The organism is Rhodococcus sp. RD6.2, assembly GCF_001040705.1.
Lineage (GTDB): Bacteria > Actinomycetota > Actinomycetes > Mycobacteriales > Mycobacteriaceae > Rhodococcus_G.
The window spans coordinates 308,156-331,274 of sequence record NZ_CVQP01000001.1; the positions used below are offsets into that span (position 1 = coordinate 308,156).

General features: G+C 68.9%; 18 protein-coding genes. 10 read left to right on the forward strand and 8 right to left on the reverse strand.

Annotated features, from left to right (window positions below; all coding sequences use genetic code 11):
- Positions 1 to 18: 18 nt before the first annotated feature.
- The 3 genes from rsmA to RHCRD62_RS01420 all read left to right on the forward strand — a co-directional run bounded on the left by rsmA (position 19) and on the right by RHCRD62_RS01420 (position 3,575).
- Positions 19 to 933 (forward strand): 16S rRNA (adenine(1518)-N(6)/adenine(1519)-N(6))-dimethyltransferase RsmA, encoded by a 915-nt coding sequence (rsmA, locus tag RHCRD62_RS01410; protein WP_050062873.1) that lies wholly within the window; start codon positions 19 to 21, stop codon positions 931 to 933.
- Between the two features lie 1,528 nt (positions 934 to 2,461).
- Positions 2,462 to 3,148: an NUDIX hydrolase gene (locus RHCRD62_RS01415; protein ID WP_050062874.1), complete on the forward strand. Its 687-nt coding sequence runs from the start codon at positions 2,462 to 2,464 to the stop codon at positions 3,146 to 3,148.
- Between the two features lie 154 nt (positions 3,149 to 3,302).
- A complete protein-coding gene (locus RHCRD62_RS01420) occupies positions 3,303 to 3,575 on the forward strand; it encodes a hypothetical protein (protein WP_157050762.1) in 273 nt (90 codons plus the stop codon).
- Positions 3,576 to 3,635: 60 nt separating this feature from the next.
- Here RHCRD62_RS01420 and RHCRD62_RS01425 read toward each other — a convergent pair whose 3' ends face one another.
- The 3 genes from RHCRD62_RS01425 to RHCRD62_RS01435 are packed head-to-tail and all read right to left on the reverse strand — an operon-like array spanning position 3,636 to position 7,014.
- A complete protein-coding gene (locus RHCRD62_RS01425) occupies positions 3,636 to 5,876 on the reverse strand; it encodes a heavy metal translocating P-type ATPase (RefSeq protein ID WP_050062876.1) in 2,241 nt (746 codons plus the stop codon).
- 23 nt (positions 5,877 to 5,899) lie between these two features.
- Positions 5,900 to 6,808 (reverse strand): hypothetical protein, encoded by a 909-nt coding sequence (locus RHCRD62_RS01430; RefSeq protein ID WP_050062877.1) that lies wholly within the window; start codon positions 6,806 to 6,808, stop codon positions 5,900 to 5,902.
- Positions 6,805 to 7,014, reverse strand: coding sequence for a heavy-metal-associated domain-containing protein (locus RHCRD62_RS01435; RefSeq protein ID WP_050062878.1), 210 nt, complete (start codon positions 7,012 to 7,014; stop codon positions 6,805 to 6,807). The genes RHCRD62_RS01430 and RHCRD62_RS01435 overlap by 4 nt, the downstream gene beginning before the upstream one ends.
- 295 nt (positions 7,015 to 7,309) lie before the next feature.
- Here RHCRD62_RS01435 and RHCRD62_RS01440 point away from each other — a divergent pair, with 295 nt between their 5' ends.
- Positions 7,310 to 7,615 carry a hypothetical protein gene (locus tag RHCRD62_RS01440; RefSeq protein ID WP_050062879.1) on the forward strand — a complete coding sequence of 102 codons (306 nt, stop codon included), beginning with the start codon at positions 7,310 to 7,312 and terminating at the stop codon, positions 7,613 to 7,615.
- Positions 7,616 to 7,693: 78 nt separating this feature from the next.
- Here the strand turns inward: RHCRD62_RS01440 and RHCRD62_RS01445 are convergent, their stop codons facing one another.
- Positions 7,694 to 13,195 (reverse strand): ATP-binding protein, encoded by a 5,502-nt coding sequence (locus RHCRD62_RS01445; protein ID WP_050063405.1) that lies wholly within the window; start codon positions 13,193 to 13,195, stop codon positions 7,694 to 7,696.
- Between the two features lie 703 nt (positions 13,196 to 13,898).
- Here RHCRD62_RS01445 and RHCRD62_RS01450 point away from each other — a divergent pair.
- The 6 genes from RHCRD62_RS01450 (at position 13,899) to RHCRD62_RS01475 (ending at position 19,836) form a co-directional block, all read left to right on the forward strand.
- Entirely contained in the window at positions 13,899 to 15,275 is a 1,377-nt protein-coding gene (locus RHCRD62_RS01450; RefSeq protein WP_050063406.1) for a WS/DGAT/MGAT family O-acyltransferase, read from the forward strand.
- On the forward strand, positions 15,272 to 15,469 hold the full coding sequence (locus RHCRD62_RS01455; RefSeq protein WP_050062880.1) for a hypothetical protein: 198 nt from the start codon (positions 15,272 to 15,274) through the stop codon (positions 15,467 to 15,469). Before RHCRD62_RS01450 ends, RHCRD62_RS01455 begins: the two co-directional genes overlap by 4 nt.
- A gap of 101 nt (positions 15,470 to 15,570) precedes the next feature.
- A complete protein-coding gene (locus RHCRD62_RS01460; RefSeq protein ID WP_050062881.1) occupies positions 15,571 to 16,515 on the forward strand; it encodes a 4-(cytidine 5'-diphospho)-2-C-methyl-D-erythritol kinase in 945 nt (314 codons plus the stop codon).
- On the forward strand, positions 16,515 to 18,308 hold the full coding sequence (locus RHCRD62_RS01465) for an ABC-F family ATP-binding cassette domain-containing protein (protein WP_050062882.1): 1,794 nt from the start codon (positions 16,515 to 16,517) through the stop codon (positions 18,306 to 18,308). Before RHCRD62_RS01460 ends, RHCRD62_RS01465 begins: the two co-directional genes overlap by 1 nt.
- A gap of 126 nt (positions 18,309 to 18,434) precedes the next feature.
- Positions 18,435 to 18,929, forward strand: a complete 495-nt coding sequence (locus RHCRD62_RS01470; protein ID WP_050062883.1) for a nuclear transport factor 2 family protein — start codon at positions 18,435 to 18,437, stop codon at positions 18,927 to 18,929.
- Positions 18,930 to 18,999: 70 nt separating this feature from the next.
- A complete protein-coding gene (locus RHCRD62_RS01475; protein WP_050063407.1) occupies positions 19,000 to 19,836 on the forward strand; it encodes an SDR family oxidoreductase in 837 nt (278 codons plus the stop codon).
- Here the strand turns inward: RHCRD62_RS01475 and RHCRD62_RS01480 are convergent.
- The 4 genes from RHCRD62_RS01480 to pnuC form a co-directional block, all read right to left on the reverse strand.
- A complete protein-coding gene (locus RHCRD62_RS01480; protein WP_050062884.1) occupies positions 19,833 to 21,161 on the reverse strand; it encodes a HAMP domain-containing sensor histidine kinase in 1,329 nt (442 codons plus the stop codon). The two genes, RHCRD62_RS01475 and RHCRD62_RS01480, sit on opposite strands and share 4 nt — an antisense overlap.
- Positions 21,158 to 21,859, reverse strand: a complete 702-nt coding sequence (locus tag RHCRD62_RS01485) for a response regulator transcription factor (protein WP_050062885.1) — start codon at positions 21,857 to 21,859, stop codon at positions 21,158 to 21,160. Before RHCRD62_RS01485 ends, RHCRD62_RS01480 begins: the two co-directional genes overlap by 4 nt.
- Positions 21,860 to 21,882: 23 nt before the next feature.
- Positions 21,883 to 22,365, reverse strand: a complete 483-nt coding sequence (locus RHCRD62_RS01490) for a hypothetical protein (RefSeq protein ID WP_050062886.1) — start codon at positions 22,363 to 22,365, stop codon at positions 21,883 to 21,885.
- A 98-nt stretch (positions 22,366 to 22,463) separates the two neighbouring features.
- On the reverse strand, positions 22,464 to 23,117 hold the full coding sequence (pnuC, locus tag RHCRD62_RS01495; RefSeq protein WP_050062887.1) for a nicotinamide riboside transporter PnuC: 654 nt from the start codon (positions 23,115 to 23,117) through the stop codon (positions 22,464 to 22,466).
- Positions 23,118 to 23,119: the final 2 nt, after the last annotated feature.

Consider the following 23,119-nt stretch of genomic DNA (forward strand, 5'->3'; position numbering starts at 1 on the left):
CTGCGCTAGATTCACCAGGTGTCAGACGAATCCGCCGCCCCTTCCGACCTGCCCGAATCCGCTCCGCGGGGACAGGCGGCACTGCTCGGTCCAGCCGAGGTGCGGGCACTGGCGGCCGAGTTCGACATCAGGCCGACCAAGCAGCTCGGTCAGAACTTCGTCCACGACGGAAACACCGTCCGCAAGATCGTGGCGGTGTCCGGTGTCACCCGCGACGACGTCGTTCTCGAGGTGGGCCCCGGTCTCGGCTCGCTGACTTTGGCGCTCCTCGACGTGGTCGAGAAGGTCGTCGCCGTCGAGATCGACCCGAAGTTGGCGGCCCGGCTGCCCACGACTGTCGCCGAACGTGCCCCGGAGCTGTCGAGCAGACTGGACGTGGTCCTCGAGGACGCCATGCGGGTGATGCCGTCGCAGGTGCCCGCCCAGCCGACTGCACTGGTCGCGAACCTGCCGTACAACGTCGCGGTGCCGGTGCTGCTGCACCTGTTCGCCGAGTTCCCGTCGCTCCGCACCGCGTTGGTGATGGTGCAGGCAGAGGTCGCGGATCGGCTCGCCGCGCAGCCCGGCAACAAGATCTACGGCGTCCCCAGTGTGAAGGCGTGCTTCTTCGGACGGGTTCGACGCGCGGGTTCCGTTGGGCGGCAGGTGTTCTGGCCGGAGCCGAAGATCGAGTCCGGTCTGGTGCGCATCGATCGGTACGAGGATGCGCCGTGGTCGCTGGACGCCGAGCATCGCAAGCGGGTGTTCGCGGTCGTTGATGCCGCATTCGCGCAGCGCCGCAAGACCCTGCGCGCCGCATTGGCGACCTGGGCGGGCTCGCCCGCCGAGGCCGAGCGTCGCTTGGTCGCCGCCGGTGTCGAACCCTCCGCCCGCGGTGAGGTCCTCGACGCCGCCGCGTTCGTGAGGTTGGCGAACGTCGACCCGTCCTCCTGAGAGCTCAGTGCCGCGGCGTGACCGCCCCCGCGTCGTAGGCGAAGATCACCGGGATGTGTTCGCGGGCCCCATCTTCGCGAGAACGCGGCGGCCGCGTTTCTCGGCGGTTGACTCGGTCAGCGCGAGTCGTTCGCGATCTCGGAAGTGGTCCACTCCGTGGGGATCGCCACCAGGACCTGGTTTCTGCACCATTTTCGGAACCATGTACGTCCAGCTTTGGTTGTCAGTAGCCTGACGCGCAGCGTGCTTGGCCTGGGGTGTGCGTCGGCGCGCGACACATCGGTCACAACTGAACGGAGTCCGTCCATGTCTCGTCCCGCGCTGCGACGTCTCGCGGCCACGGTTCTCGTCTCGGTCGGTCTGGCGGGCTGCCTTGTCGCTGGCCCGGGCACCGCCGCCGCCGATTCGATCGACCGATCCGGAGGATCCACGGACTGTGTGATCTCCTCTTGCTCGAACGTCGCCGAGGCGCTTCTAGTTGTTTTCGGATCGGTTGAGCCTTGTATTGGGGTGTGTTGGGATCACTGACCCGTCGCGCGATGATTCAGACGTGCGAGATCACCGAGCGTATCGAACCCTCCGTCCGCGGCAAGGTCCTCGACGCGGCCACGTTCGTGTGATTGGCTAACGTCGACTGGTTGCCTCGGTTCGTCACTGTTAGACGAATCATCAAGTGCTGCAAGGGTATAGCGTTCTTTCCTCCAGAGCGGATCATCGTTGGATGACGCGACGGGCAACTCATCCGACGACGGGGTGGGCTCGATTGGCGATGTGTTGGCCTCATACACACCCGCCGATTGGCTTGCACTGGCAGGGAATCCGGCGGTACAGGTAGCGGCTCCCGTGATTATTCTCTGGGCGGCCCTGGCGGACGAGTTGGGTCTCGAATGCGCAGGGCCGGCAGTTGTGCCAGGCTGCTCCTCATCCGACTCGTAGGGCGGATCGGAGCGGCGACGTCGCATCAGCCGGTCCGGAGCCTCCGGTGAGAGATGCGAATTCACCTCCGGGTTCGGTCTGCTGCCGTACGGTCACGTTCTGCGTCGGGTCGACGCCACCGGCAAGTGAATGAGAAGCGCTGCCGGGTGTCACTGTCGAAGGGGTTTCGTCATGTCTCGTTTCATGGGACGTCGTATCGCGTCTGCTGTTGTCACCGCGGCCGTATTGGCCGGTGGTCTCGCAGCCGGCGCCGGAAGCGCGTCGGCCGCCGGATCCTCGGGTGCGGAGTCGCCGAAGCTCGTCGGATCCTTCGAATCCTTCGAATCGGTGGGCTCAGTGGCCGATGCGTTCTGGCTGGAGAGCGTCATCGTCCAGGGTTGGTCGGATGTGGGATCGGCATTGCGAGATGTGTTGGGACTCGGAGACTTCTGTGGCAGTTCGCCAGTATCGATTCCTCCCTATTGCGAACCCTTGTCGTAGGGCAGGTTGGAGTGCGGCTATCGCCCTGCGTTGGCCTGCTGCGACGCACGGATTCGCTGGGGCATGGCCGGCTTCGGGCATGAATAGATCGCGACTGAGCTAAAATGCCCGGGTGACTCGCAGCGGGGACTCGACGGGCAAGACCTTCTCGGACTACGACCGCCCGTCGGTCGCTGTCGATGTCGCGGTTCTGACGTACCGCGATGGTGCACTCCGGGTTCTGGTGGTCGAGCACGAGAAGCTCGGGGGCCGAGCCCTGCCGGGAACGTTTCTGCACTCGGGGGAGCGCCTGGCCGACGCCGCGGAGCGGGCGCTGCGCGACAAGGCGGGGCTGACCGGTACCGGATTCCGGCAGCTGGCAATGTTCGACGACCCGCAGCGCGACGACCGCGGTTGGGTAATTTCGATGGCGCACACCGCTGTGCTGCCGGCGTCGGCCCTACCCGTCGATGCCGCACTGGTTCCGGTGACGGACGGTTACACCACCGAGGGCCTGCTCTTCGATCACGCAGACATGGTGCGGCTCGCCGTCAAGGACCTGCGGGACCGCTACGCGGAGCGGGTGGATCCGGATCGTCTTCTGGGGGAGCAGTTCACGGTACTCCAGCTCAACGAGCTCTACCGTGTGGTCTTCGGGTTGGAAAGACTGCAGAAGGACTCGTTCCGGCGGCACGTGATCGCGGCGCTCGAGCCGACCGACGAGTTGGTGGCCACCGGTGCCGGTCGGCCCGCCGAGCTGTTCCGTCGCAGAGGCGAGGCTCGACTGTCACCCAAGGCCGCAGCACTGTTTGCGAAGTGACGCGGTGGTGGCAACCCACCGATCATGCTGCGGTGAAAGCCGATTGAACCCGCCACGCCGGGTGCACGCTGCGGGTAGGGTCCGGCGAGCGCTGGCACAGCGCGGCCGACGACCGCATCCCGCGGGGTCGGTTCCTACGGTGATTGGGGATGGTATGGCTCGATCCATCAGGCGTCGTGTCGCGTCAACAGCGGCTGCGGCGACGCTGTTGACCGGTGCTCTCGCTGCCGGCGCGGGCACCGCATCGGCGCAAGATCCGATCGAGACCGGGAGCGCGGTGCTCGGGAACCTGCTCTACGCCCCGGTCGGCTCGGTGGATGTAGGGAGTGACCTCGCCGAGATCGCGATCGACAATCCGATGCTGACGATCATGGTGATCCTGGTGGGCGGGTCGACGGCGATCGACAATCTCGGGAGCCAGGCGTAAATGCTTGTGCGCCTTTCCGGTAGCTGAACTACCGGAAAGGCGCACAGGTGACGCGGGCGCCTACCTGAATCGGCGGAGCCGAAGGCTGTTGCTGACCACGAAAACGGATGAGAACGCCATCGCGGCGCCGGCGAGCATCGGGTTGAGCAGGCCGGCTGCGGCCAGCGGCAGGGCGGCGACGTTGTAGGCGAACGCCCAGAACAGATTTCCCTTGATGGTGCGCAGGGTCTTCCGCGACAGGCGAATCGCATCCGCCGCGGCCCGCAGATCTCCGCGCACCAATGTCAGGTCGCTGGCCTCGATGGCCACGTCGGTTCCGGTGCCCATCGACAGGCCGAGGTCCGCCTGCGCCAGTGCTGCCGCGTCGTTGACGCCGTCCCCGACCATCGCGACCACCTTTCCCTCCGCCTGCAGTCGCTCGACGACCGCGACCTTGTCCTGCGGCAGCACCTCGGCGATCACCTCGTCGATGCCGACCTCATCGGCCACCGTGCGGGCAGCGGCCGCGTTGTCGCCGGTCAGCATGATCGGCGTCAGACCGAGTGCCTTCAGTTGGGTGATGGCCTCCGCGGAGGTGGGCTTGACGGCATCCGCCACGACGAGCACGCCGCGTGCCTGGCCGTCCCAGCCGACCGCGACCGCGGTCCTGCCCTCGGATTCGGCCACACGCATGGCGCTGTCGAGTTCGGGGGTGAGTGGCTGCGCCCAGTCGGCCAGCAGGCGTGCCCGTCCGACGATCACCGCGTGTCCGTCGACGACTCCCTGTACGCCGAGGCCCTCGATGTTGGCGAACTCCTCGACGGCGGGCAGGGGCCCGACCCCGGATGCTGCGGTCGCGATCGCCTTCGCGATCGGATGCTCGGAGGAGTCCTCTAGTGCGCCCGCGAGCCGGAGCACCTCGTCGGTCGACTCGCCCTGCGCCGCATGGACGCCCTGCAGGGTCATGGTTCCGGTGGTGACGGTACCGGTCTTGTCGAGGACGATGGTGTCGATGCGGCGGGTCGATTCGAGGACCTCGGGGCCCTTGATGAGGATGCCGAGCTGCGCGCCGCGGCCGGTGCCGACCATCAGGGCCGTGGGCGTGGCGAGGCCTAGGGCGCAGGGGCAGGCGATGATCAGGACCGCGACGGCCGCGGTGAACGCCGCGGCCACGGAACCCCCGGTGCCGATCCAGTAGCCGAGCGTCGCCACCGACAGCGCGATCACGATGGGGACGAAGATCCCGGAGATCCGGTCGGCGAGACGCTGCGCCTTGGCCTTGCCGGTCTGCGCGTCCTCGACGAGCCGCGCCATCTGGGCGAGCTGGGTGTCCGATCCGATCCGGCTGGCGCGCACCACGATCCGGCCGCCCACGTTCACGGTTGCGCCGACTACAGCGTCGCCCGGACCGACCTCGACGGGCACCGACTCGCCGGTGAGCATCGACGCGTCGACGGCGGACGAGCCGTCGGTGACGACGCCGTCGGTCGCGATCTTCTCTCCGGGACGAACGATGAACTCGTCTCCGACGGCGAGTTGGTCGACGGGGATGCGCTGTTCGCCGCCGCCGCGCAGCACTGACACCTCCTTGGCGCCCATTTCCAGCAGTGCGCGCAGGGCGGCCCCGGAGCGGCGCTTGGCGCGGGCCTCGAAATAGCGGCCGGCGAGGATGAAGGTGGTGACCCCGGCGGCGGCTTCGAGGTAGATGTTGCCCGCGCCGTCGGAGCGCGAGATGGTCAGCTCGAAGGGGTGCGTCATCCCGGCGACCCCTGCGGTACCCCAGAACAGGGCGTACAAGGACCAGCCGAGTGCGGCGAGGGTGCCGATGGACACCAGCGTGTCCATCGTGGCGGTGCCATGCCGCAGGTTGGTCCATGCGGCCTTGTGGAACGGCAGCGCGCCCCACACCACGACCGGTGCGGCCAGGGTGAGTGAGAGCCACTGCCAGTTGGTGAACTGCAGAGCCGGCACCATCGCCATTGCGATCACCGGCACGCTGAGGACGAGCGAGACGAGCAGTCGTCGGCGCAGCGCGGCGGTCGGGTCCTCCTCGGCCGGGGCGTCGGCCTCCGGCGACGGGGCCGCGGGTGTGGGAAGCGTCGCCGTGTAGCCGGCCTGCTCGACGGCGTCGACGAGGTCGTCGGCGGTGACGTCGCCGGTGTAGTCGACCCGAGCCTTCTCGGTGGCGTAGTTGACGGTGGCGGTGACCCCGTCGAGCTTGTTGAGCTTGCGCTCGATGCGGTTTGCGCACGACGCGCACGTCATGCCACCGATCAGCAGTTCGACCTGTCCCGTGGTCGGCGCCTGTGCGACGGGGTTCATCGTGACTCCTCTCGTGTGATCTGTCAGTGCCCGTGGCCGGCAGGCTCGACGGGTGCGGTGGTGGTGGGGGCGGCTTCGTCGGCGATGAGGGTGAATTCTGCTGTGCGGACCGTGTTCTCGTGCCGGAAGTCAAGGAACAGTCGGTAGGTCCCCGAACTCGGGGCCTGAGCGTGGAACACGATGTCGGGGCCGGGTGCGGTGACGCCGTCGCCGGGTTCGCCCTGCGGGTGCACGTGCAGGTAGGCGAGGTCGCCGGTGCGCAGCGCGACCAGGTGGCCGTAGGCGCCGAGGTAGGGCTGCAGGTCGGTCACCGGCTGTCCGCCGCGGCTCACCGTGAGGGTGAGGGGACCGCCGGACGTGGACAGGTCCCCGGCCAACTCGACGCGGTACCCGTCGACCTCGGCGACCCGCGACGGCGACGGAGTCGGGACGGGGGAGTAGTCGCCCGCGACGTCGACGTTGCGTCCCAGAGTGAGGGCGGGTCCGCCGGACGGCTGGAAGTCCGCGAACACCCGGTAGGTGCCACCGGTCGGCCAGGACCAGTCGATCGACCAGGTCCCGTCGGAGGACATCGTCGGGTGGACGTGCCGGAACTCGGTGGTGTCGGTACGGACGACGATGAGGTGCAGCGCCTTGTCGTGCTGCTCGGTGAACTCGGTGACCGCAGCGCCGGACGGTTCGGTGATCCTGAAGTCGAGCGTGCCGGGTGTGTCCGCGGCGGCAGGGGCGGTGATCTCGGTCAGGGTGTAGCCCTGGTCGGAGATCTGGAGGCCCGCGGGTGTCGCGGATTCCGTCGACGTTGCGGCGTGGGTCTCGTGTGTGGTGGTGGACATGTCGATCGGGCTCCCGACGGCCGCCCCGACACCGAGGGCCGCCGCGAAGATCGCGGCGAGCCCCCCGGTGTAGGCGGTCAACTTTGTGGCGGTGTTCATGACTGGACGGTGTAGCCGGCCTCGTCGACGGCGGATCGGACCGCGCCTTCGTCGACGGGGGCGGTGCTCGTGATCGTCACGAGGCCGGTGGGGACGTCGACCGCGATGTCGGTGACCCCGTCGAGCTTGCCGACCTCTTCGCGGACCGACGTCGCGCAGTGGCCGCAGGTCATCCCGGTGACGGTGTAGGTGGCGGTGGTGGTCATTGCGGACTCCTTATGCATATACGGGGTAGGGGTATCGACACGGATGAACATACCCCCGGGGGGTACCTTCCGCAAGGCGTGAATCGAAGAAATTTCGCGTTGGCGATCCCGTGGTGGGCTCGCCGGTGTCGGATTTGAGCAGTGTTAAGCGAATGCTGTTGCGGCACAGGTTGTTCGAAGTTGCACCCGAACTCGGGGGCGGCTGCGTAGCATGCCGTCGGGGCGGTGTTGTCTGGTTGTGCCGGTCGATGGTCGATCGGTGCTGCACCGTCGCTGTCGATCACGGGGGTATTTCATGTCGTCACGTTCAGCCCGTCGCACGCTGTCGACGGTCGTCGTCGCCACTGCCCTGGGAGGCGCACTGGTGGGCGGTGGTGGTTCGGCCATGGCAGGCTCGCTCGACTGGACCGAGACCCCCAGCGCGGGGTCCGAGGCGGGGTCGGTGCTCCTGGAAGGGGCCGATCCGGTGAAAGCACTCAGCACGATCGTGGCCCCGGTCGTCGATGTGGTCGGTCCGGTGTTCATCTCCGTCTGCGCTGCCGTGCGGTATCTCCAGTCGGGCGAGAACTACTGCATCTTTCCGCCCGGCCCGATTGGGTGACGTCGTGCCGGTGACCTAACGGCAGTGGGCGCCTCCGGACCATGTCCGGCGGCGCCCACTGCTGTTGGTGGTCGGTGACTACTGGGAGTTCAGGACCTTGCCCATGCCGCGCTCGACGGCGGAGACGAGACGCGGGCGCAGGTCTGCGGCCGGCACGATGTCGTGCACGGATCCGACCTCCTTGGCGCGCTCGATGTTGTGGATCGCCTCGAATTCCGCGGCCACCTCGCCGAGCTTGGCGTTGCGGACCGCGGTCTTCGTGGTGGCGAGCTCGACGCGCAGTTCGGCGCGCTTGGCATCGTCGTCGGTGGCGGCGAGCTTGGCCTCGAGTTCCTTGACCTCGGGGTCCGCAGCGGTGCGGGCGTTGACGTCCCTGGTGAAGACGACGGCCGCGGCGGGCGCGCCACCAAGGACGGACGCGAACGATCCCTCGACCGCCAGCACCTCCATGTTCTCGTTCAGCGCTCCGGAGAACACGACGAACGCGCCGCCGTGGTAGCGGGAGATGACGACGAACACGATCGGGCCGTCGAAGTTGACGATGGCCCGGCCGATCTCGGCGCCGTACTCGAGCTGCAGGTTCCGTAGCGACTCCGGGGAGCCGTCGAAGCCGGACAGGTTCGCCAGCACCACGACCGGACGGTTGCCGGACGCTGCGTTGATCGCGCGGGCCGTCTTCTTCGACGAGCGCGGGAACAGGGTGCCCGACGTCCACTGGTCGGGGCCGTCGGTCGGGAACCAGCCCTTGCGGGCGATGGCGCGGGACTCGATGCCGACGACGGTGACGGCATTGCCTCCGAGGTGCGCGTCGAACACCACCGAGGTGTCGGCGTCCGCCATGTCCGCCCAGCGTTCGAGGACGGCGTGGTCCTGGTCGACGACGGCGTGCATCACGGTGCGAATGTCGAACGGCTTCTTGCGGTCCGGGTTGGTCTCCGCGGAGAAGATCTCGCCGACCGTGGTGAACTCGCTGGACGGATGAACGTGCGGGAAGCAGCGCACGTCGCGGTCGATCGGGTCGGTCGACTCGGCCTTGCGCGGGAAGCGTTCCCCGGCCGCGAGGTACGAGTGCTCGTAGTGCGCGAACAGGACGCCGATCGCAGCCGTCAGGTCGGGTGCCCAGTACTGGGCCTGGCCGTTGGGGCCCATGACGCGGTCGTAGCCGCCGATGCCGAAGTTGTCCTCGGCGGAGACGCCGCCGGAGTAGTCGAGCGACTGCTTTCCGGTGAGCACCATCGCCGACTCCGGGGTCATCACGAGGATGCCCTTGGTGTGCATGAGCATGGTCGCTTCGGCGTTCCAGTACGGCTGCGCGCCGACGTTGATACCCGCGACGATCACGTTGATCTCGCCGCCGTTCTGGGTGAACGTGATGATCCGGCGGAGGCCGCGGGACACCCAGTCCATGTTCTCGGTGCCGGACTCCATGGAGATGGTGGCGCCGGAGGAGAGGGCGAACCATTCGACCGGCACACCGAGGGATTCGGCGAGGTCGATGGCGGCGACGATGCGGGAGCATTCGGCCTCGGCGACGGTGCCGAGCGCCCGCGTCGGGTCGCCGAACAGTGCCACGCGGGTCATGCCCTCGGGATGGCGCTCGGTGGCGGTCTTGACGACGCCGACGATGATGCCCGCCTTGTTGCGCCCGTACGGCCGGTCGACGGGAAGCAGGGCTCCGGTGTCGTCGAGGTCGTACTCGACGAAGCTGCCGCCCGCGCTGAGCGCCGGGATCAGCTCGTAGGGGTAGACGGTCCCGCGGGCCTTCGAGCGCTGCACCTTCTGCGTGTACTCGTCGAGCGGCTTGAGGGGCTGCGTCGGCGGCTCGGTGACCGCGACCTGCAGACCCGCGCCGGACCGGTACGAGAACCGGATCGCGACCTGGCGCGGGGTTGCGTTGGGCGCCTCCTGGATTCGGCAGATCAGGGTGATCTGCTCGATGCCCGCACCCACGGTCAACGGTGCGACGTGGCCCGCGATCGACGCGATCCGGTCCACGGCGATGTCGAGGCGCGGCCACACGTAGAGCACGACGCGGTTGTTGTCGAGACGCTTGCGTCCGCGTGCGGCCTGGGCGTTACGAATGCCGGCGAGGCAGGACGCGACGGCCCGTTCGATGGCGGGTGCCGCTTCGATCTCGCCCGCCTCGTCGAACTGCAAGGTGAGGTCGCGAACCTGGGCCATCGCGATCAGGCGCTCGTCGGACGGGTTGTCCTTGGCCGCGAGGTGATACACGTACGTGTCGGCGGGCGCGGGGAGTCGGGTGCCGTCGAAGTTCTTCAGGCGCCACATGTCGAGGCGCTGTGCGGTCAGCGGGTGCATGCCGCGGATGATGCGGTCCTCGGCAAGGCCGCCGTCCGCCGCGGGACGGAACGTGACCTGGCGCTGGGTGGTCATCGCACCCGGCACCGTGACGGTCACCGTGACCCGTCGCCACTGAGCGGATCCGTTGTGCGCCAGCAGTTCCGAGCGCAGCGTGTCGGCGAGCACATCGTCGTCCGCGGGCGCATCCGGCCAGGTCAGGTACAGATCTGCGACGAGGTTGACCGGCGCGGGTCCGGCCACCGAATCCGCCACGGCGAGTGCATCGGACAGGCGCGACTTCTCGGCCACCACCGACACCAGGTTCAGGTGTTCGCCGGAGAGCTCGAAAATTCCTGTGACGCAGGGAAGTCCGTGTCCATCGACGGACTTGACGTCCGACAGTCCGCGGATCTTGTAGTACTGCCGCGTGACGACCTCGAGAAGGTCGGCCGGAGCGGACCAGGGCTCCGCGAGGAGTCCGACGAGCGGTTCGGGGGTGTCGACCATGGCATCGATCCGCGCGGCACGGTCGGTGGCACCGGGCCGCTCGGTCAGGTACTGCAGGCTGCCCCGGACGCCGTCGTAGATCTGCTCGCGGGCACGTCGCACGACGGGCTCGTCGAAGATCCGGAAGTGCAGGCCGCGGGCCATGTCACCGATCAGCGGGTAGCGCAGCTGGGTGGCGACGACCAGACGGTCGAGCACCTCGCCCACCTCGGCGGACAGCGCGTCCCCGATCGGGAACTCGCGCAGCCAGTGCGACAGGAGTCCGGCGACGACCGGCACCTGGTGCTCGAGGCGCTGCAACGCGACGAACAGCCGGAACACGGCTTCCTCGAGCTCCGGGGTGCGGTCGAGCTCGACGATGTCGTAGTGCAGGAGCGAGCGGGACAGCCGCGCGCGGAACGACTCCGGGAGTCCTTCGAGTTCGACGTCGAGCGAGCGGAGGAACGAGTGGAAGTGCTCGCGCGGGGAGTGCACCCGATCCTCGGTGTCGACACCGGCCGGCCGGTTCCGGGACAGTTCGCACAGGTCCGCGAACGTGGTCAGCAGTGCCAGTTCGGCCCGCACCAGGGTGGGGTCGGACTCGGGCAGGCGGTCGCGCAGGGACTCGTACTCGGCGAGCAGCGCCACCGCACGGGTGTCGTCGACGTCGAAGCCGGTGATCATCGCGGTGAGCGAATCGAGCCGCGCGAGTGCCTCGGTGAGGTCGTCGCTGTCGTGGGTCTCGGGCATCGCGAACTCGACGCGCGGAGCCGTCGCGGTCACCGTCTCCTCGGAGACCTGATCGACGCGCAGCAGCGGAGCACCCGCGTCGACCTGGCCGTTCACGATCGCCAGGACCTCACGGACGGTGCCCGCGTAGGGAGCGCGGATGGCGGTTTCCATCTTCATCGCCTCGAGGACGACAAGGGGGTCACCCGCCTCGACCTCGTCGCCGACGGCGACGGGCAGCGCGACGACAACGGCGGGCGACGGAGCGCGGACCACGCCGGCCTCGTCCTGGCTGATCTGGTGGCTGACGCCGTCGACCTCGACCAGGTGGTGCGCGGGACCGGTCACGGAGACGACGTGGGAGCGGCGGCCGCCGACGGTGAGCCTGCGCTCGAACTCGCCGAGCCGATCGACGTCGACCTCGACCTCACCGCTGTCACCGTCGACGAGGTAGCGGTGCGGGCCGACCTGGCCGACCTCGAACTGGTACGCCTGGCCCTGGTAGCTGAGCTCCACGCTGCGGCCGAGTGCCTTCTTGGTGCGGGGGCGTCCACCGCGCGCGGAGGTGAGGAACGCGGACCGCTCGCGGGCCTCCTCGGCGTCGTAGACGCCGATGGCCGTGGCGAGCAGCGCGATCGCGGCCGCGGGGGTCGGGCCGTTGTCGGTGCCCGCGCCCGTGCGGTCGAGCCATCCGGTGTCGGCGGATGCGCTGACGACCTCGTCGCGGTCGAGCAGATCGAGGAGGAAGGACTTCGTGGTGGTGCCGCCGTCGAGGACGACCGTGGTTTCCCGGAGTGCGGTGCGCAGTCGTGCGAAGGCCTCGGACCGGTCTCGGCCCCAGGCGATCACCTTCGCGACCATCGAGTCGTAGTCGGGCGGGATGACGTCGCCCTGGGCGATGCCCGTGTCGACGCGGAGGCCGGAACCGAGCGGGAACTTGAGGAGCTGCACGGTGCCGGGCGCCGGGGCGAAGCCGTTGTCGGCGTCCTCGGCGTTCAGACGGGCCTCGACGGCGTGGCCGAACTCCGTCGGGCAGTCACCGACGAGGGGGTTGCCGCCCGCGACGTGGATCTGCAGCTTGACCAGGTCGAGGCCGGTGGTGAACTCGGTGATCGGGTGCTCGACCTGGAGACGGGTGTTGACCTCGAGGAACGTGAACACCTGCTGCGACGGCTGGTACAGGTACTCGACGGTCGCGGCGCCGCAGTAGCCGGCGGCCTTGACGAGTTCCGCGGACACCTTCCGAAGCTCGGCGGACTGATCGGCCGTGAGCAGCGGGGACGCGGACTCCTCGATGACCTTCTGGTTCTTGCGCTGGATCGAGCAGTCACGGACGCCGGGTGCCCACACGTTGCCGTGTGCGTCGGCGATGACCTGGACCTCGACGTGGCGTGCCTCGGTGACGAGGCGCTCGATGAACACGACGGGGTCGCCGAAGGAGCGCTCGGCCTCGCCCTGGGTGCGCTCGAGAGCGAGTTCGAGCTCGTCCTCGGAGTACACCTTGCGGATGCCGCGGCCGCCGCCGCCGGAGCGGGCCTTGATGATCAGCGGGTAGCCGATGGCCTGGGCATGACGCCGGGCGTCGGCACGGGTCGTGACGGGGCCGCCGGACCACGGTGCGACGGGGACGCCGACCTTCTCGGCGAGCAGCTTGGCCTCGACCTTGTCGCCGAGAAGACGCATGGCGTCCGCGGACGGGCCGATGAACGTGATGCCGAGTCGGGCGCAGACGTCGGCGAAGCCGGGGTCCTCGGCGACGAAGCCCCAGCCGACCCACACGGCGTCGGCGCGGGCCTCGAGGAGTGCGCGCTCGAGTTCGACGTGGTCGAGGTAGGGGGTTGCGGCAGTGGTGGACGGGCGCAGCGTGACGCCTTCGTCGGCCTGCCTGACGAACATGGCGCGTCGTTCGGCCTCGGTGTGCAGGGCGATGACGGTGATGTCGTGGTTGGAAGCAGAGTTGCCGGACGCTTCGCCCGAGGAGTTCTCGGCGTTGAGTTCCCGGACGGCGCGGATCAGGCGCACTGCCGCCTCGCCCCGGTTGACGACTGCGATTCGTCTGAACATCTGGTTGGCCACCATTCCCTCGTGCATCGATTTCTCACTTGTGTTGTCCGCCCCGTGCGCCGAGGGCACTCGGTGCGGACAGGCGGCAGCCGCGTCGAACATGTGCGAGCCGGGGCCCTCGACTGCCTGCGACCTCCACTGCCCCGGGTGTCGGGGATGGTCGCCGGATGCCGGGCGCCGTGCGGACGGAGGGGTCGACGATGACCGTTTCGGCCGGGATTTCCCGGCCGACCTCCGGCGCGTGATCGGCGCTACCGGAATGCCAGCATGCATTATTTCGGCGGTGGTGTCATGTCGTTACAGGGTCGCTCAACATCGTTTTGCTGCAACGAAATTGGACCGCTGTTCGTGACATTCCGTCCGGTTTCGATGGCTACTTTCGAGTAGCTTTTCGCGTACTCGCGAGTAGGTACTTTCCGGAGATGAATTTCTCCCGCACGGCTGCCTGTGACGCGTGGTACCGACCGAGGCGAGATGCGTCGAGTCGGTGCTGGTGGGCGCCGTGCGTGGGGCGCCGGGTGGGCCGCGGCACAGCCGGGGTGGGGGTTTCGTTACCGGATAGTGACGCTATCTGGACGTTTGCCCATGTGGTGCTGGGTGTCCTAATGCGGTACAAAACCTAGGTCACAACGAAATCGTGACCATTATCACATTTACTTGTGATCTTTGGTGACATACATCACCCGAGATGGGACGCCTGAACATGCTCCTTCCGATGTCGCCGACCGACTCGATGTTCCTGATCGGTGAGTCGCGCGAGTGCCCGATGCATGTGGGCGGCCTCGTGCTGTTCGAGCCGCCGGAGGGCGGCGACGCGAGCGACATCCGCGACATGCTCGACACCGCGCTCGCGCGCGACTGGGTCGCACCCCAGCTGCGTCGCCGGGCGCGGCGATCGCTGGGCACGCTCGGGCAGTGGGGGTGGGAGACCGTCACTGACGTGGACCTGGCCCATCATGTCCAGCACGACGCACTCCCGCAGCCCGGCGGTATGCGCGAGCTCATGGCACTGGTTTCCCGCCTGCACGCGGGTCTACTCGACCGGAGCCGGCCGTTGTGGGAGATGCACCTCATCGAGGGACTCGCCGACGGTCGTTTCGCGGTGTACATGAAGGTCCATCACGCACTCGCGGACGGAATCTCGGTGATGCGGATGCTGCGGCGGGCGCTCAGCACCGACGCGGACGCCCGCAACCTGCGCGCTCCGTGGGAACCGGGTGCGCCCCGGCTGGAGGTGGCCTCGCCGGTGACGGGCACCGTGGACTTCGCCGAGGCGGCGGTCCGTGTCGTCCGGGAATCGGTCGGCGAGGTCGCCGGGCTGGTGCCGGCGCTGGTCGACACCGTCGACCGCGCGCTGCACGGCCGCGGCGGCGCGCTGACCCTGGCCGCGCCCTCGTCGCTGCTGAACGTGCCGATCGGTGGCGCGCGACGGTTCGCGGCCGGGTCGTGGTCCCTCGAGCGACTGCGGCTGGTTGCCAAATGCGCGGACGCGACCGTCAACGACGTGGTGCTCGCGATGTCGTCGGGGGCGCTGCGCACCTTCCTGGCGGGGGCCGACGCACTGCCGGGGGACCCGCTGTTGGCGCTGGTGCCGGTGTCCCTCCGGAGCGAGGGTCGATCCGAGGGTGGAAACGAAATCGGTGTTCTCACTTGTAATCTCGGCACCCATCATGCCGAGGCCGCAGATCGCCTCGCTGCCGTCAGGTCGTCGATGCGTGAGGGAAAGGAGACCATGCGCACCCGCAGCGCCACCCAGATCAGGGCGATGAGCGCGCTCGGGGTCGCGCCGCTCGCACTGGGAATGCTGCTCGGCCGGAGCCTCCCGATCCGGCCGGCGAACGTGATGATCTCGAATGTGCCGGGACCGGATGTCCCCCTCTACTGGAACGGAGCTCGCATGACCGCCCTGTATCCACTGTCCATCCCCGTCGACGGACAGGCACTCAACATCACCTGCACCAGCACCGACGAGGAGATCTCGTTCGGGCTCACCGCCTGCCGGAGCCTTCCCGACCTCGCTCCCATGGTCACCCATCTCGACGACGAACTCGCCCTGCTCGAACGGGCGGTCGGACTGTGACCGCCCACCACGGTCGGCACCGGCTGCCCGAGAACGCCGACGCACTACGGATGCGGTCCGCCACCGTCATCGCGTTGACGTCCGCGGTCGCGGCGGCGATGCCCACGGTGGTCGTCAGCGGTTCGGTTCCGCTTGCCCTGCTCATCGCCCTCGGAACGGTCCTCGCCGTGGCTGTCGCGGGCTTCCTGATCTGAGTAGGCGAGAAGGGCTGTGCTGCAGTCGGACTCGATGACAGTCGCCTGAGGGCGGGTGCGAGGGGGCGGGCGGCCCGACGCCTCCACTAGGCTGTCTCGATGTGCTGTCAGTCGTTCCTCGCCCGGTGATCGTCCGGGCACCGTCCAAGGTGAACCTCCACCTGGGTGTCGGCGACCTGCGCGAGGACGGCTATCACGAGCTGACCTCGGTGTTCCAGGCGCTCTCCCTCAGCGACGACGTGCACCTCACCGAATCCGACACCCTGTCCGTGCGCGTGCAGGGAGTGGACGCCGAGTCGGTGCCGACGGACCGGTCGAACCTGGTGTGGCGGGCCGCGGAACTGCTGGCCGCGCGTGCGGGCCGGTCTGCCGACGTCGCCATCACCATCGTCAAGGGCGTCCCGGTTGCAGGCGGTATGGCAGGCGGCAGCGCTGATGCCGCCGCCACGTTGGTCGGACTGAACGAGCTCTGGCACCTCGGGTTGGGGCGGGCCGAACTGTTCGAGCTCGGTGCCGAGCTGGGTAGCGACGTGCCGTTCACCCTGCACGGCCTGACGGCGTTGGGAACCGGCCGCGGCGAGAAGCTGCTTCCCGTCCTGTCCCGCAACAGTTTTCATTGGGTCCTCGCCCTCGCGAAGGGGGGATTGAGCACCCCGACGGTGTTCCGTGAGCTCGATCGGTTGCGCGCCGAGGGCAACCCGCCCCGCATCGGCGGACCGGACGACCTGATGCAGGCGCTCGCGTCCGGCGACGCCGCCGCCCTGGCACCCTTGCTCGGGAACGATCTGCAGCCCGCGGCGCTGTCCCTCAAACCCGAGCTGCGACGCACGCTGCGCGCGGGCGTCACCGCCGGAGCCCTCGCAGGCATCGTCTCCGGATCGGGACCCACCTGTGCCTTCCTGTGCGCCGACGAGGGCACGGCCGTCGAGGTCGGCGCCGAACTTGCCGGAGCAGGCGTGTGCCGGACCATCCGCGTCGCGCAGGGGCCGGTCCCGGGCGCCCGCGTCCTCGGCGACGACAACGAACACCCCGGAACGGAATTCTGATGGCCAATCTGATCAACCTGGAGCAGGTCTCGAAGTCGTATGGCGTCAAGCCGTTGCTCGACTCCGTGTCCCTCGGCGTGCAGGAGGGCGAGCGCATCGGTGTCGTCGGCCTCAACGGCGGCGGCAAGACCACGATGCTCGAGGTGCTGGCCGGTGTCGAGGAGCCCGATTCCGGCCGGGTCAGCCGGGTCGGCGGACTGCGGATGGCCGTCGTCACCCAGCGCGGTGTGTTGCCCGAGGGGGCGAGCGTCGCGGACGTCGTCCTCGCGCCACTCGGACTCGCGGAGCACGAATGGGCAGGTGACGCCCGGATCCGGTCGATCCTGGCCGGGATCGGCATCGATTCGCTCGGTCTCGACCGGTCCGTGGAGGGGCTCTCCGGCGGCGAGCGACGCCGGGTCGCGTTGGCCGCGGCCCTCGTGCGAGACCTCGACCTGCTGGTGCTCGACGAGCCGACCAACCACCTCGACGTCGAGGGCGTGCAGTGGCTCGCCGAACACCTGTTGACGCGTCGCAGCGCGCTCGTCGTCGTCACCCACGACCGCTGGTTCCTCGACACCGTCGCGTCGCGGACCTGGGAGGTCGTCGGCGGCAAGGTCGAGACCTACGAGGGCGGCTACAACGACTGGATCTTCGCGCGCGCCGAGCGGGCCCGGCAGGCCGACGCCGCGGAGGAACGTCGCCGGAACCTGGCCCGGAAGGAACTGGCGTGGCTGCGGCGCGGACCGCAGGCCCGCACCTCGAAGCCCAAGTATCGCGTCGAGGCAGCGGAGGCGCTGATCGCGAACGTTCCGCCCCCGCGGGACGCCGTCGCGCTGGCGTCATTCGCCAAGAGCAGGCTCGGCCGCGTCGTCATCGAACTCGAGGACGCGACGCTGGCAACTCCGGACGGCCGCGAGCTGGTCCACGACCTGACGTGGCGACTCGCGCCGGGCGAGCGTGTCGGTCTGGTCGGCGTCAACGGCTCCGGCAAGACGACGCTGCTGCGCACGCTCGCAGGCGAACTGCAGCCGGCGTCGGGCAAGCGGATCCAGGGGCAGACCGTCAAGATCGGGTGGCTGCGTCAGGAACTCGACGATCTGCCCGTCGACATGCGGGTGCTCGAGGCCGTCAAGGACGTTGCCGAGCGAATCATGCTGGGTGACAAGGAGATTTCCGCGGGGCAGCTGGCCGAGCGGCTCGGGTTCACGCCTGCGCGTCAGCGGACGCCCGTCGGCGACCTCTCCGGTGGCGAGCGGCGACGGCTGCAGCTGACGCGTGTCCTGATGAGCGAGCCGAACGTGCTGCTGCTCGACGAGCCGACCAACGATCTCGACATCGACACCTTGCAGCAACTCGAGGACATTCTCGACGGCTGGGCAGGCACGATGGTGGTCATCTCCCACGACCGCTACCTGATCGAACGCATCTGTGACAGCACCTGGGCGCTGTTCGGGGACGGCAAGCTGACGAACCTCCCCGGCGGAATCGAGGAGTATCTTCGGCGCCGCGCGGCAGTGGCCACAGCCGCCGCACCCGGCCCCGCGCCGGTGCGGGTCGCGTCGCCGTCGACCGAGGGGCCGGCGGTGGTCCGCGACGGTGCTGCCGAGCGCGCCGCGCGGAAGGAGCTGAGCCGCATCGAACGTCAGGTGGCGAAGCTGTCCGAGCGGGAGAACACACTGCACGAGGCGTTGGCTGCCGCGTCGACCGACGTCGCGGAACTGCAGAAGCTCGACACCGAACTGCGGGCGGTCGTGGCGGAGAAGGAGTCCGCAGAAGAGCGGTGGATGGAGCTCGCGGCGGAACTCGACTGAACGACACGGGCGGCGGCGTCGTTCGGGCATGCCCGAGTGTTCACCCCCCGAGTACGCCGCAAGGCGACTAGGCTTCGGCTCAAGTCGTTCTTGTCGTTCATGGTCCCGTCATGAAAGGCGTGCGTCATGGATCTGGAGGCTCTAGCCGAGATCACCAGGCTCAAGCACCGCTATTCGCGCGCCCTGGACACGAAGGACTGGGCGCTGTTCCGGGAGACCCTGCTGCCGGACGCCACCGCCACCTATGGCGAGCACCTCCGGTTCGAGGATCGTGATGCGCTGGTCTCGTTCATGGAGATCACGCTTGGGCCGCACGTGTTGTCCGAGCACCTGTGCGCGCAGCCGGAGATCGACGTCACGGGGGACGTCGCGACCGGGACGTGGTTCCTGCAGGACGTCGTGATCATCCCCGAGGACGGAATGATGTTGCGCGGCGCGGCTTTCTATCACGATCGGTATGCCCGCAACGAGACCGGGGAGTGGCGGATCGCGCACACCGGCTACGAGCGGACGTTCGAGTTGGTGATCGCGTTGTCCGACCTGCCGAGCCTGCAGTTGACCTCGAACCGGTGGGCGATGGCGATGAATTCGGTGCCGCCGCGGCAGGCGGTCACCGAGTGAGCGCCCCGCCGAGCATGTCCATCTCGTCGAGCTTCACGTGGAACCGCGCCGGCAGGCGCACACTCGTCGCATGATCGGTGCACTGCTCAACCCGCTGCCTTCCGTTCGTTCGCTGACGGCCCGTGTGCGTCCCGGACCCGACCGCATCGCCGGGCGGACGATCCTCGTCACCGGCGCCTCGTCCGGCGTCGGCGAAGCTGCTGCGACCGCGTTCGCGGAGCGCGGCGCGGCCGTGATCCTGGTGGCGCGGGGAGCCGACGACCTGGCCGTAGTGCGGGACCGGATCGCGGCGGCAGGCGGCGTCGCGCACAGCGTGCCCTGCGACCTGACGACCCAGGACGACGTCGAGGCGCTGGCGGCGCGGGTGAACTCCGATCTCGGACCCGTCGATGTGCTGGTCAACAATGCCGGTCGGTCGATCCGCCGCACCGTCACCGAATCGCTCGACCGGTTCCACGACTACGAGCGGACGATGGCGCTCAACTACTTCGGTCCCGTGCGGCTGACATTGGCGCTGTTGCCCGGGATGCTCGATCGCGGACACGGCCATGTCGTCAACGTCGCGACTTGGGGCGTTCCGGGTGGCGTGATGCCGCGGTTCGGGGCTTACCACGCGTCGAAGGCGGCGATCAGTGCATTCGGCCGTGACCTCGGCGCGGAGGTCGACGGCAGCGGTGTCGCGGTGACGACCGTCCACTTTCCGTTGATCCGGACACCGATGATCGCGCCGACGCAGGACTACGACCGGATGCCCGCGTTGACGGCGGAGCAGGCGGCGGGCTGGCTGGTGGACGCGGTGCGGACGCGTCCGGTCGAGATCGCACCGGCGTACGCCGAGTTGCTGCGATACCTCGGCGCGGTGGCACCGGGAGTCGCGAACTCCCTCGTTCGCCGCGCAGGCATCTAGAGTTCGGGAGACCTGCCAAGCTCCGCGCCCGGCGGCAGTCGGAGCGCCAGCCTCGCGCCGCCCAGCGGGCTGTCCTCGAGTTCGACGGTCCCGCCGTGCAGCGCGGCCTGTTGCGTCACCAGTGCGAGCCCGAGTCCGGAGCCGTCGGCACCAGCGCCTCTGCCACGCACGAACCGATCGAAAACCACGACGCGTTCGGCCTCGGGAACACCGCTCCCGTCGTCGTCCACGGTGAGGACGACCTCGCCGCCCGGATCGCAGCCGATGGTGACCTGGATCCGGTGTGCGCCACCGTGCCGGACCGCGTTGGTGATGGCGTTGTCGAGGACGAGTCGCAGACCGGTGGGAACGCCGCAGATCACCACCGCGCGCTCCGGCGCCGCGAAGTCGATGTCGACGTCCCGGTGGGTACGTGCGGATTCCTGGACGCAGCGGTCCACGAGGTCGACGAGGTCGACGTCCTCGTGATCGGAGGCGTCCGCCAGCTCTCCGAGGGCGAGCCGCTCGAGGCCGGTGAGGGTGGTCTCGACCTGTCGCTGGGTGTCGAGCAGATCGTCGAGGATCTCGGTGCGCTGCTCACCGGTGAGCCGCATTGTCGCGAGCACTTCCAGGTCGGTGCGCATCGAGGTCAGCGGGGTCCGCAGCTCGTGTGCGGACACCGCCGCGAAGTCCCTGGCCGACCCCAACGCCTCCTCGGTCCGCCGCTGTGCCATCGCGATCCGGTCGAGCATGTGGCCCATCGCTTCCGACAGGTCCTCGGCCTCCCTCGCCCCGCGCACGTTCGGGCGCGGTGCGCCGGGATCGTCCCCGATCTCGTGGGTGGCGTTGGCGAGCAGCCGCAGCGGCCGCACGGCCCGGCCGGCCAGCAACCAGCCGAGGCCGCCCGCCGCCGCGATCGCCACCACGGCTGCGATGGCCACAGCCACCTGCTGCTGCCGGATGGCCTGGGTCAGCGGGTCCTCCGGGACGGTCAACGCCAGGACGGCTCCCGATTCTCCAGGTACCGCGACGTCGCGGACGCGGACCGCAGTGCCTGCCATCAACTCCGTTCGAGTCGCATCCTCGGTCGCCAGGGCCTCAACGGGGTCCGTGGACCCATCGGCCACGACCGAGGGCAGCGGGAGCACCGGTGCCATGGCCGTGTCGGCCGGGGCCAATTCGGCCGGGAAAGCCAACGTCACGGAGTCGAGGGTCCGGTCGATCTGCTCGGACCCGTTCACTCTCAGGAACACCGCGATGGCGGCGCCGATCGCGACGATGACGACGGCCGCCGACAACGCCGACACGATGGCGACCCGCGCCCGCAGCGACAATGACCGCCTCATGGCTGGGCCCGCAGGACGAATCCGACTCCTCGGACGGTGTGCAGGACTCGCGGCATCGAGTTCGCCTCCAGCTTCTTGCGTAGATAGGTGACGAAGACGTCCACCACGTTGGTGTCGGCGTCGAAGTCGTAGCCCCACACCAGCCGCAGCAGCTGGGGGCGGCTGAGCACGACGCCCGCGTTCTCGGCCAGCGCGCCGAGCAGGTCGAACTCGCGCTTGGTGAGGTCCAGCCTGCGGCCCGCGACGTGGGCGCGCCGTCCCGGCAGGTCCACCTCCAGGGCCCCGATCGCGACGGTGCCTGCGGGCGCGGCGGCCCGGGGCGCCCGCCGCAGCAGCGCCCGGAGCCTGGCGACCAGTTCGCCGAGCTCGAACGGCTTGGTCAGGTAGTCGTCCGCGCCGGCCTCGAGTCCCGCGATCCGGTCGCCCACCGAGCTGCGGGCGCTGAGCACGCAGATCGGTACGTCGTTGCCCATTGCCCGCAGCGCGGTGACCACGCCAACGCCGTCGAGGCCAGGCATGTTCACGTCCAGGACGATCGCGGCGGGGCATTCGGCGGACACGGCCCGCAGGGCGGAGGCGCCGTCCGTCGCTGTGTCGGTGTGAAACCCGGACAGACGGAGCCCCCGCTCCAGCGAGGCCAGGACCTTGGCGTCGTCGTCCACGACGAGGATTCGAGCGGTGTCGGTCACCCGATCCATGGTGCCAGGATGCGCAGGGTGTCCTAGCAGACGCGGGTCACGGCCAGGGTGCCGGCCGGGGCGTTCTCGTCCATCTGGATCGTCAGCATCTGCGGTGCCTCAGCGGTCACCTCGTCGGCGGGGACGGCGAGGGTGATGGTGCCGTCGGCGATCATCCGCTGCACCTCTTCCTCGGTCAGAACCTCCACCTCGTCGACGGGAATGGCGGGCGTGGACTCGACAGCCGGCACCGCGGTGCCCTCCGCGATCAACTTCTGCAGTTCCGCCGGGATCAGATCGGTGGGCAACCCCGCACAGGTCGCCGCGTCCAGCGCGGCACCGAGGACCGCGGGCCCGGACGCCTCGCCGACGGGCGCGGCCCCCCGGACGACGACGGGGCCGCCCTGAGGGATGGCGTTGTCGGCCCACGCGACGCCGGGGAGCGCCACCGCGGCGGTGGCAACCGCGGCGGCCGCGACGATCCCTGCTCGGGTGCGGAAGGTGCCGGCATCGAGGGACTTGCGCATGGGAACTCCTTGGGTCGTGTCGCAGCCCCGGTGGCTTCGACGGGACCCAAGTTATGGACGAAAAACTCGGCGCCAGTTAGCGAATCATTAGGGGTTCATTAGACCCGCATCGGTGTCGTCCGGCGCTGGATCCGCAGCCACACCGCGAAGCCCCACACCACGAACCCGGCGTACACCAGGTACAGGATCGCGGACGGGTAGTACCCGGCCTTGAGCAGCAGTGGCACCCCGACAACGTCGACGCCGATCCAGATCAGCCAGAACTCGGTCCAGCCGCGTGCCATGCCGTAGGTGGCCAGCATCGAGCCCATGAAGATCCACGCCTCGGCCCACGGTCCGTACGACCCCAGACGTCCGAAGATCTGCGCGAACGCCACGGTGCCGACGGCCATCGCGAGGAGCAGCAGTAGCCGGTCCCGCGGCGGCGCCCACCGCGGGAGGACGGCCTGGCCCGACTCGTGCCGCGAGCGCAGCCATTGAGTCCAGCCGTACACGCTCACGGTGATGAACATCAGCTGGCGGCCGGCCTGGCCGTACAGGTTCAGTTCCTGCGGCGTGTGGAACAACGCGCCCATGAACACGGTGAACAGCAACGCATTTCCGGCGATGCCGACCGGCCACGCCCACACCACGCGCTTCATCCCGCCGATTGCCGACGCGATACCGAATGTGTTGCCGAGGATCTCGCGCCACAGGATCGTGGCCCCGCCTACGTGCAGCTCCGCATCGAACAGGGTGAGCAGCGGGTTCACGG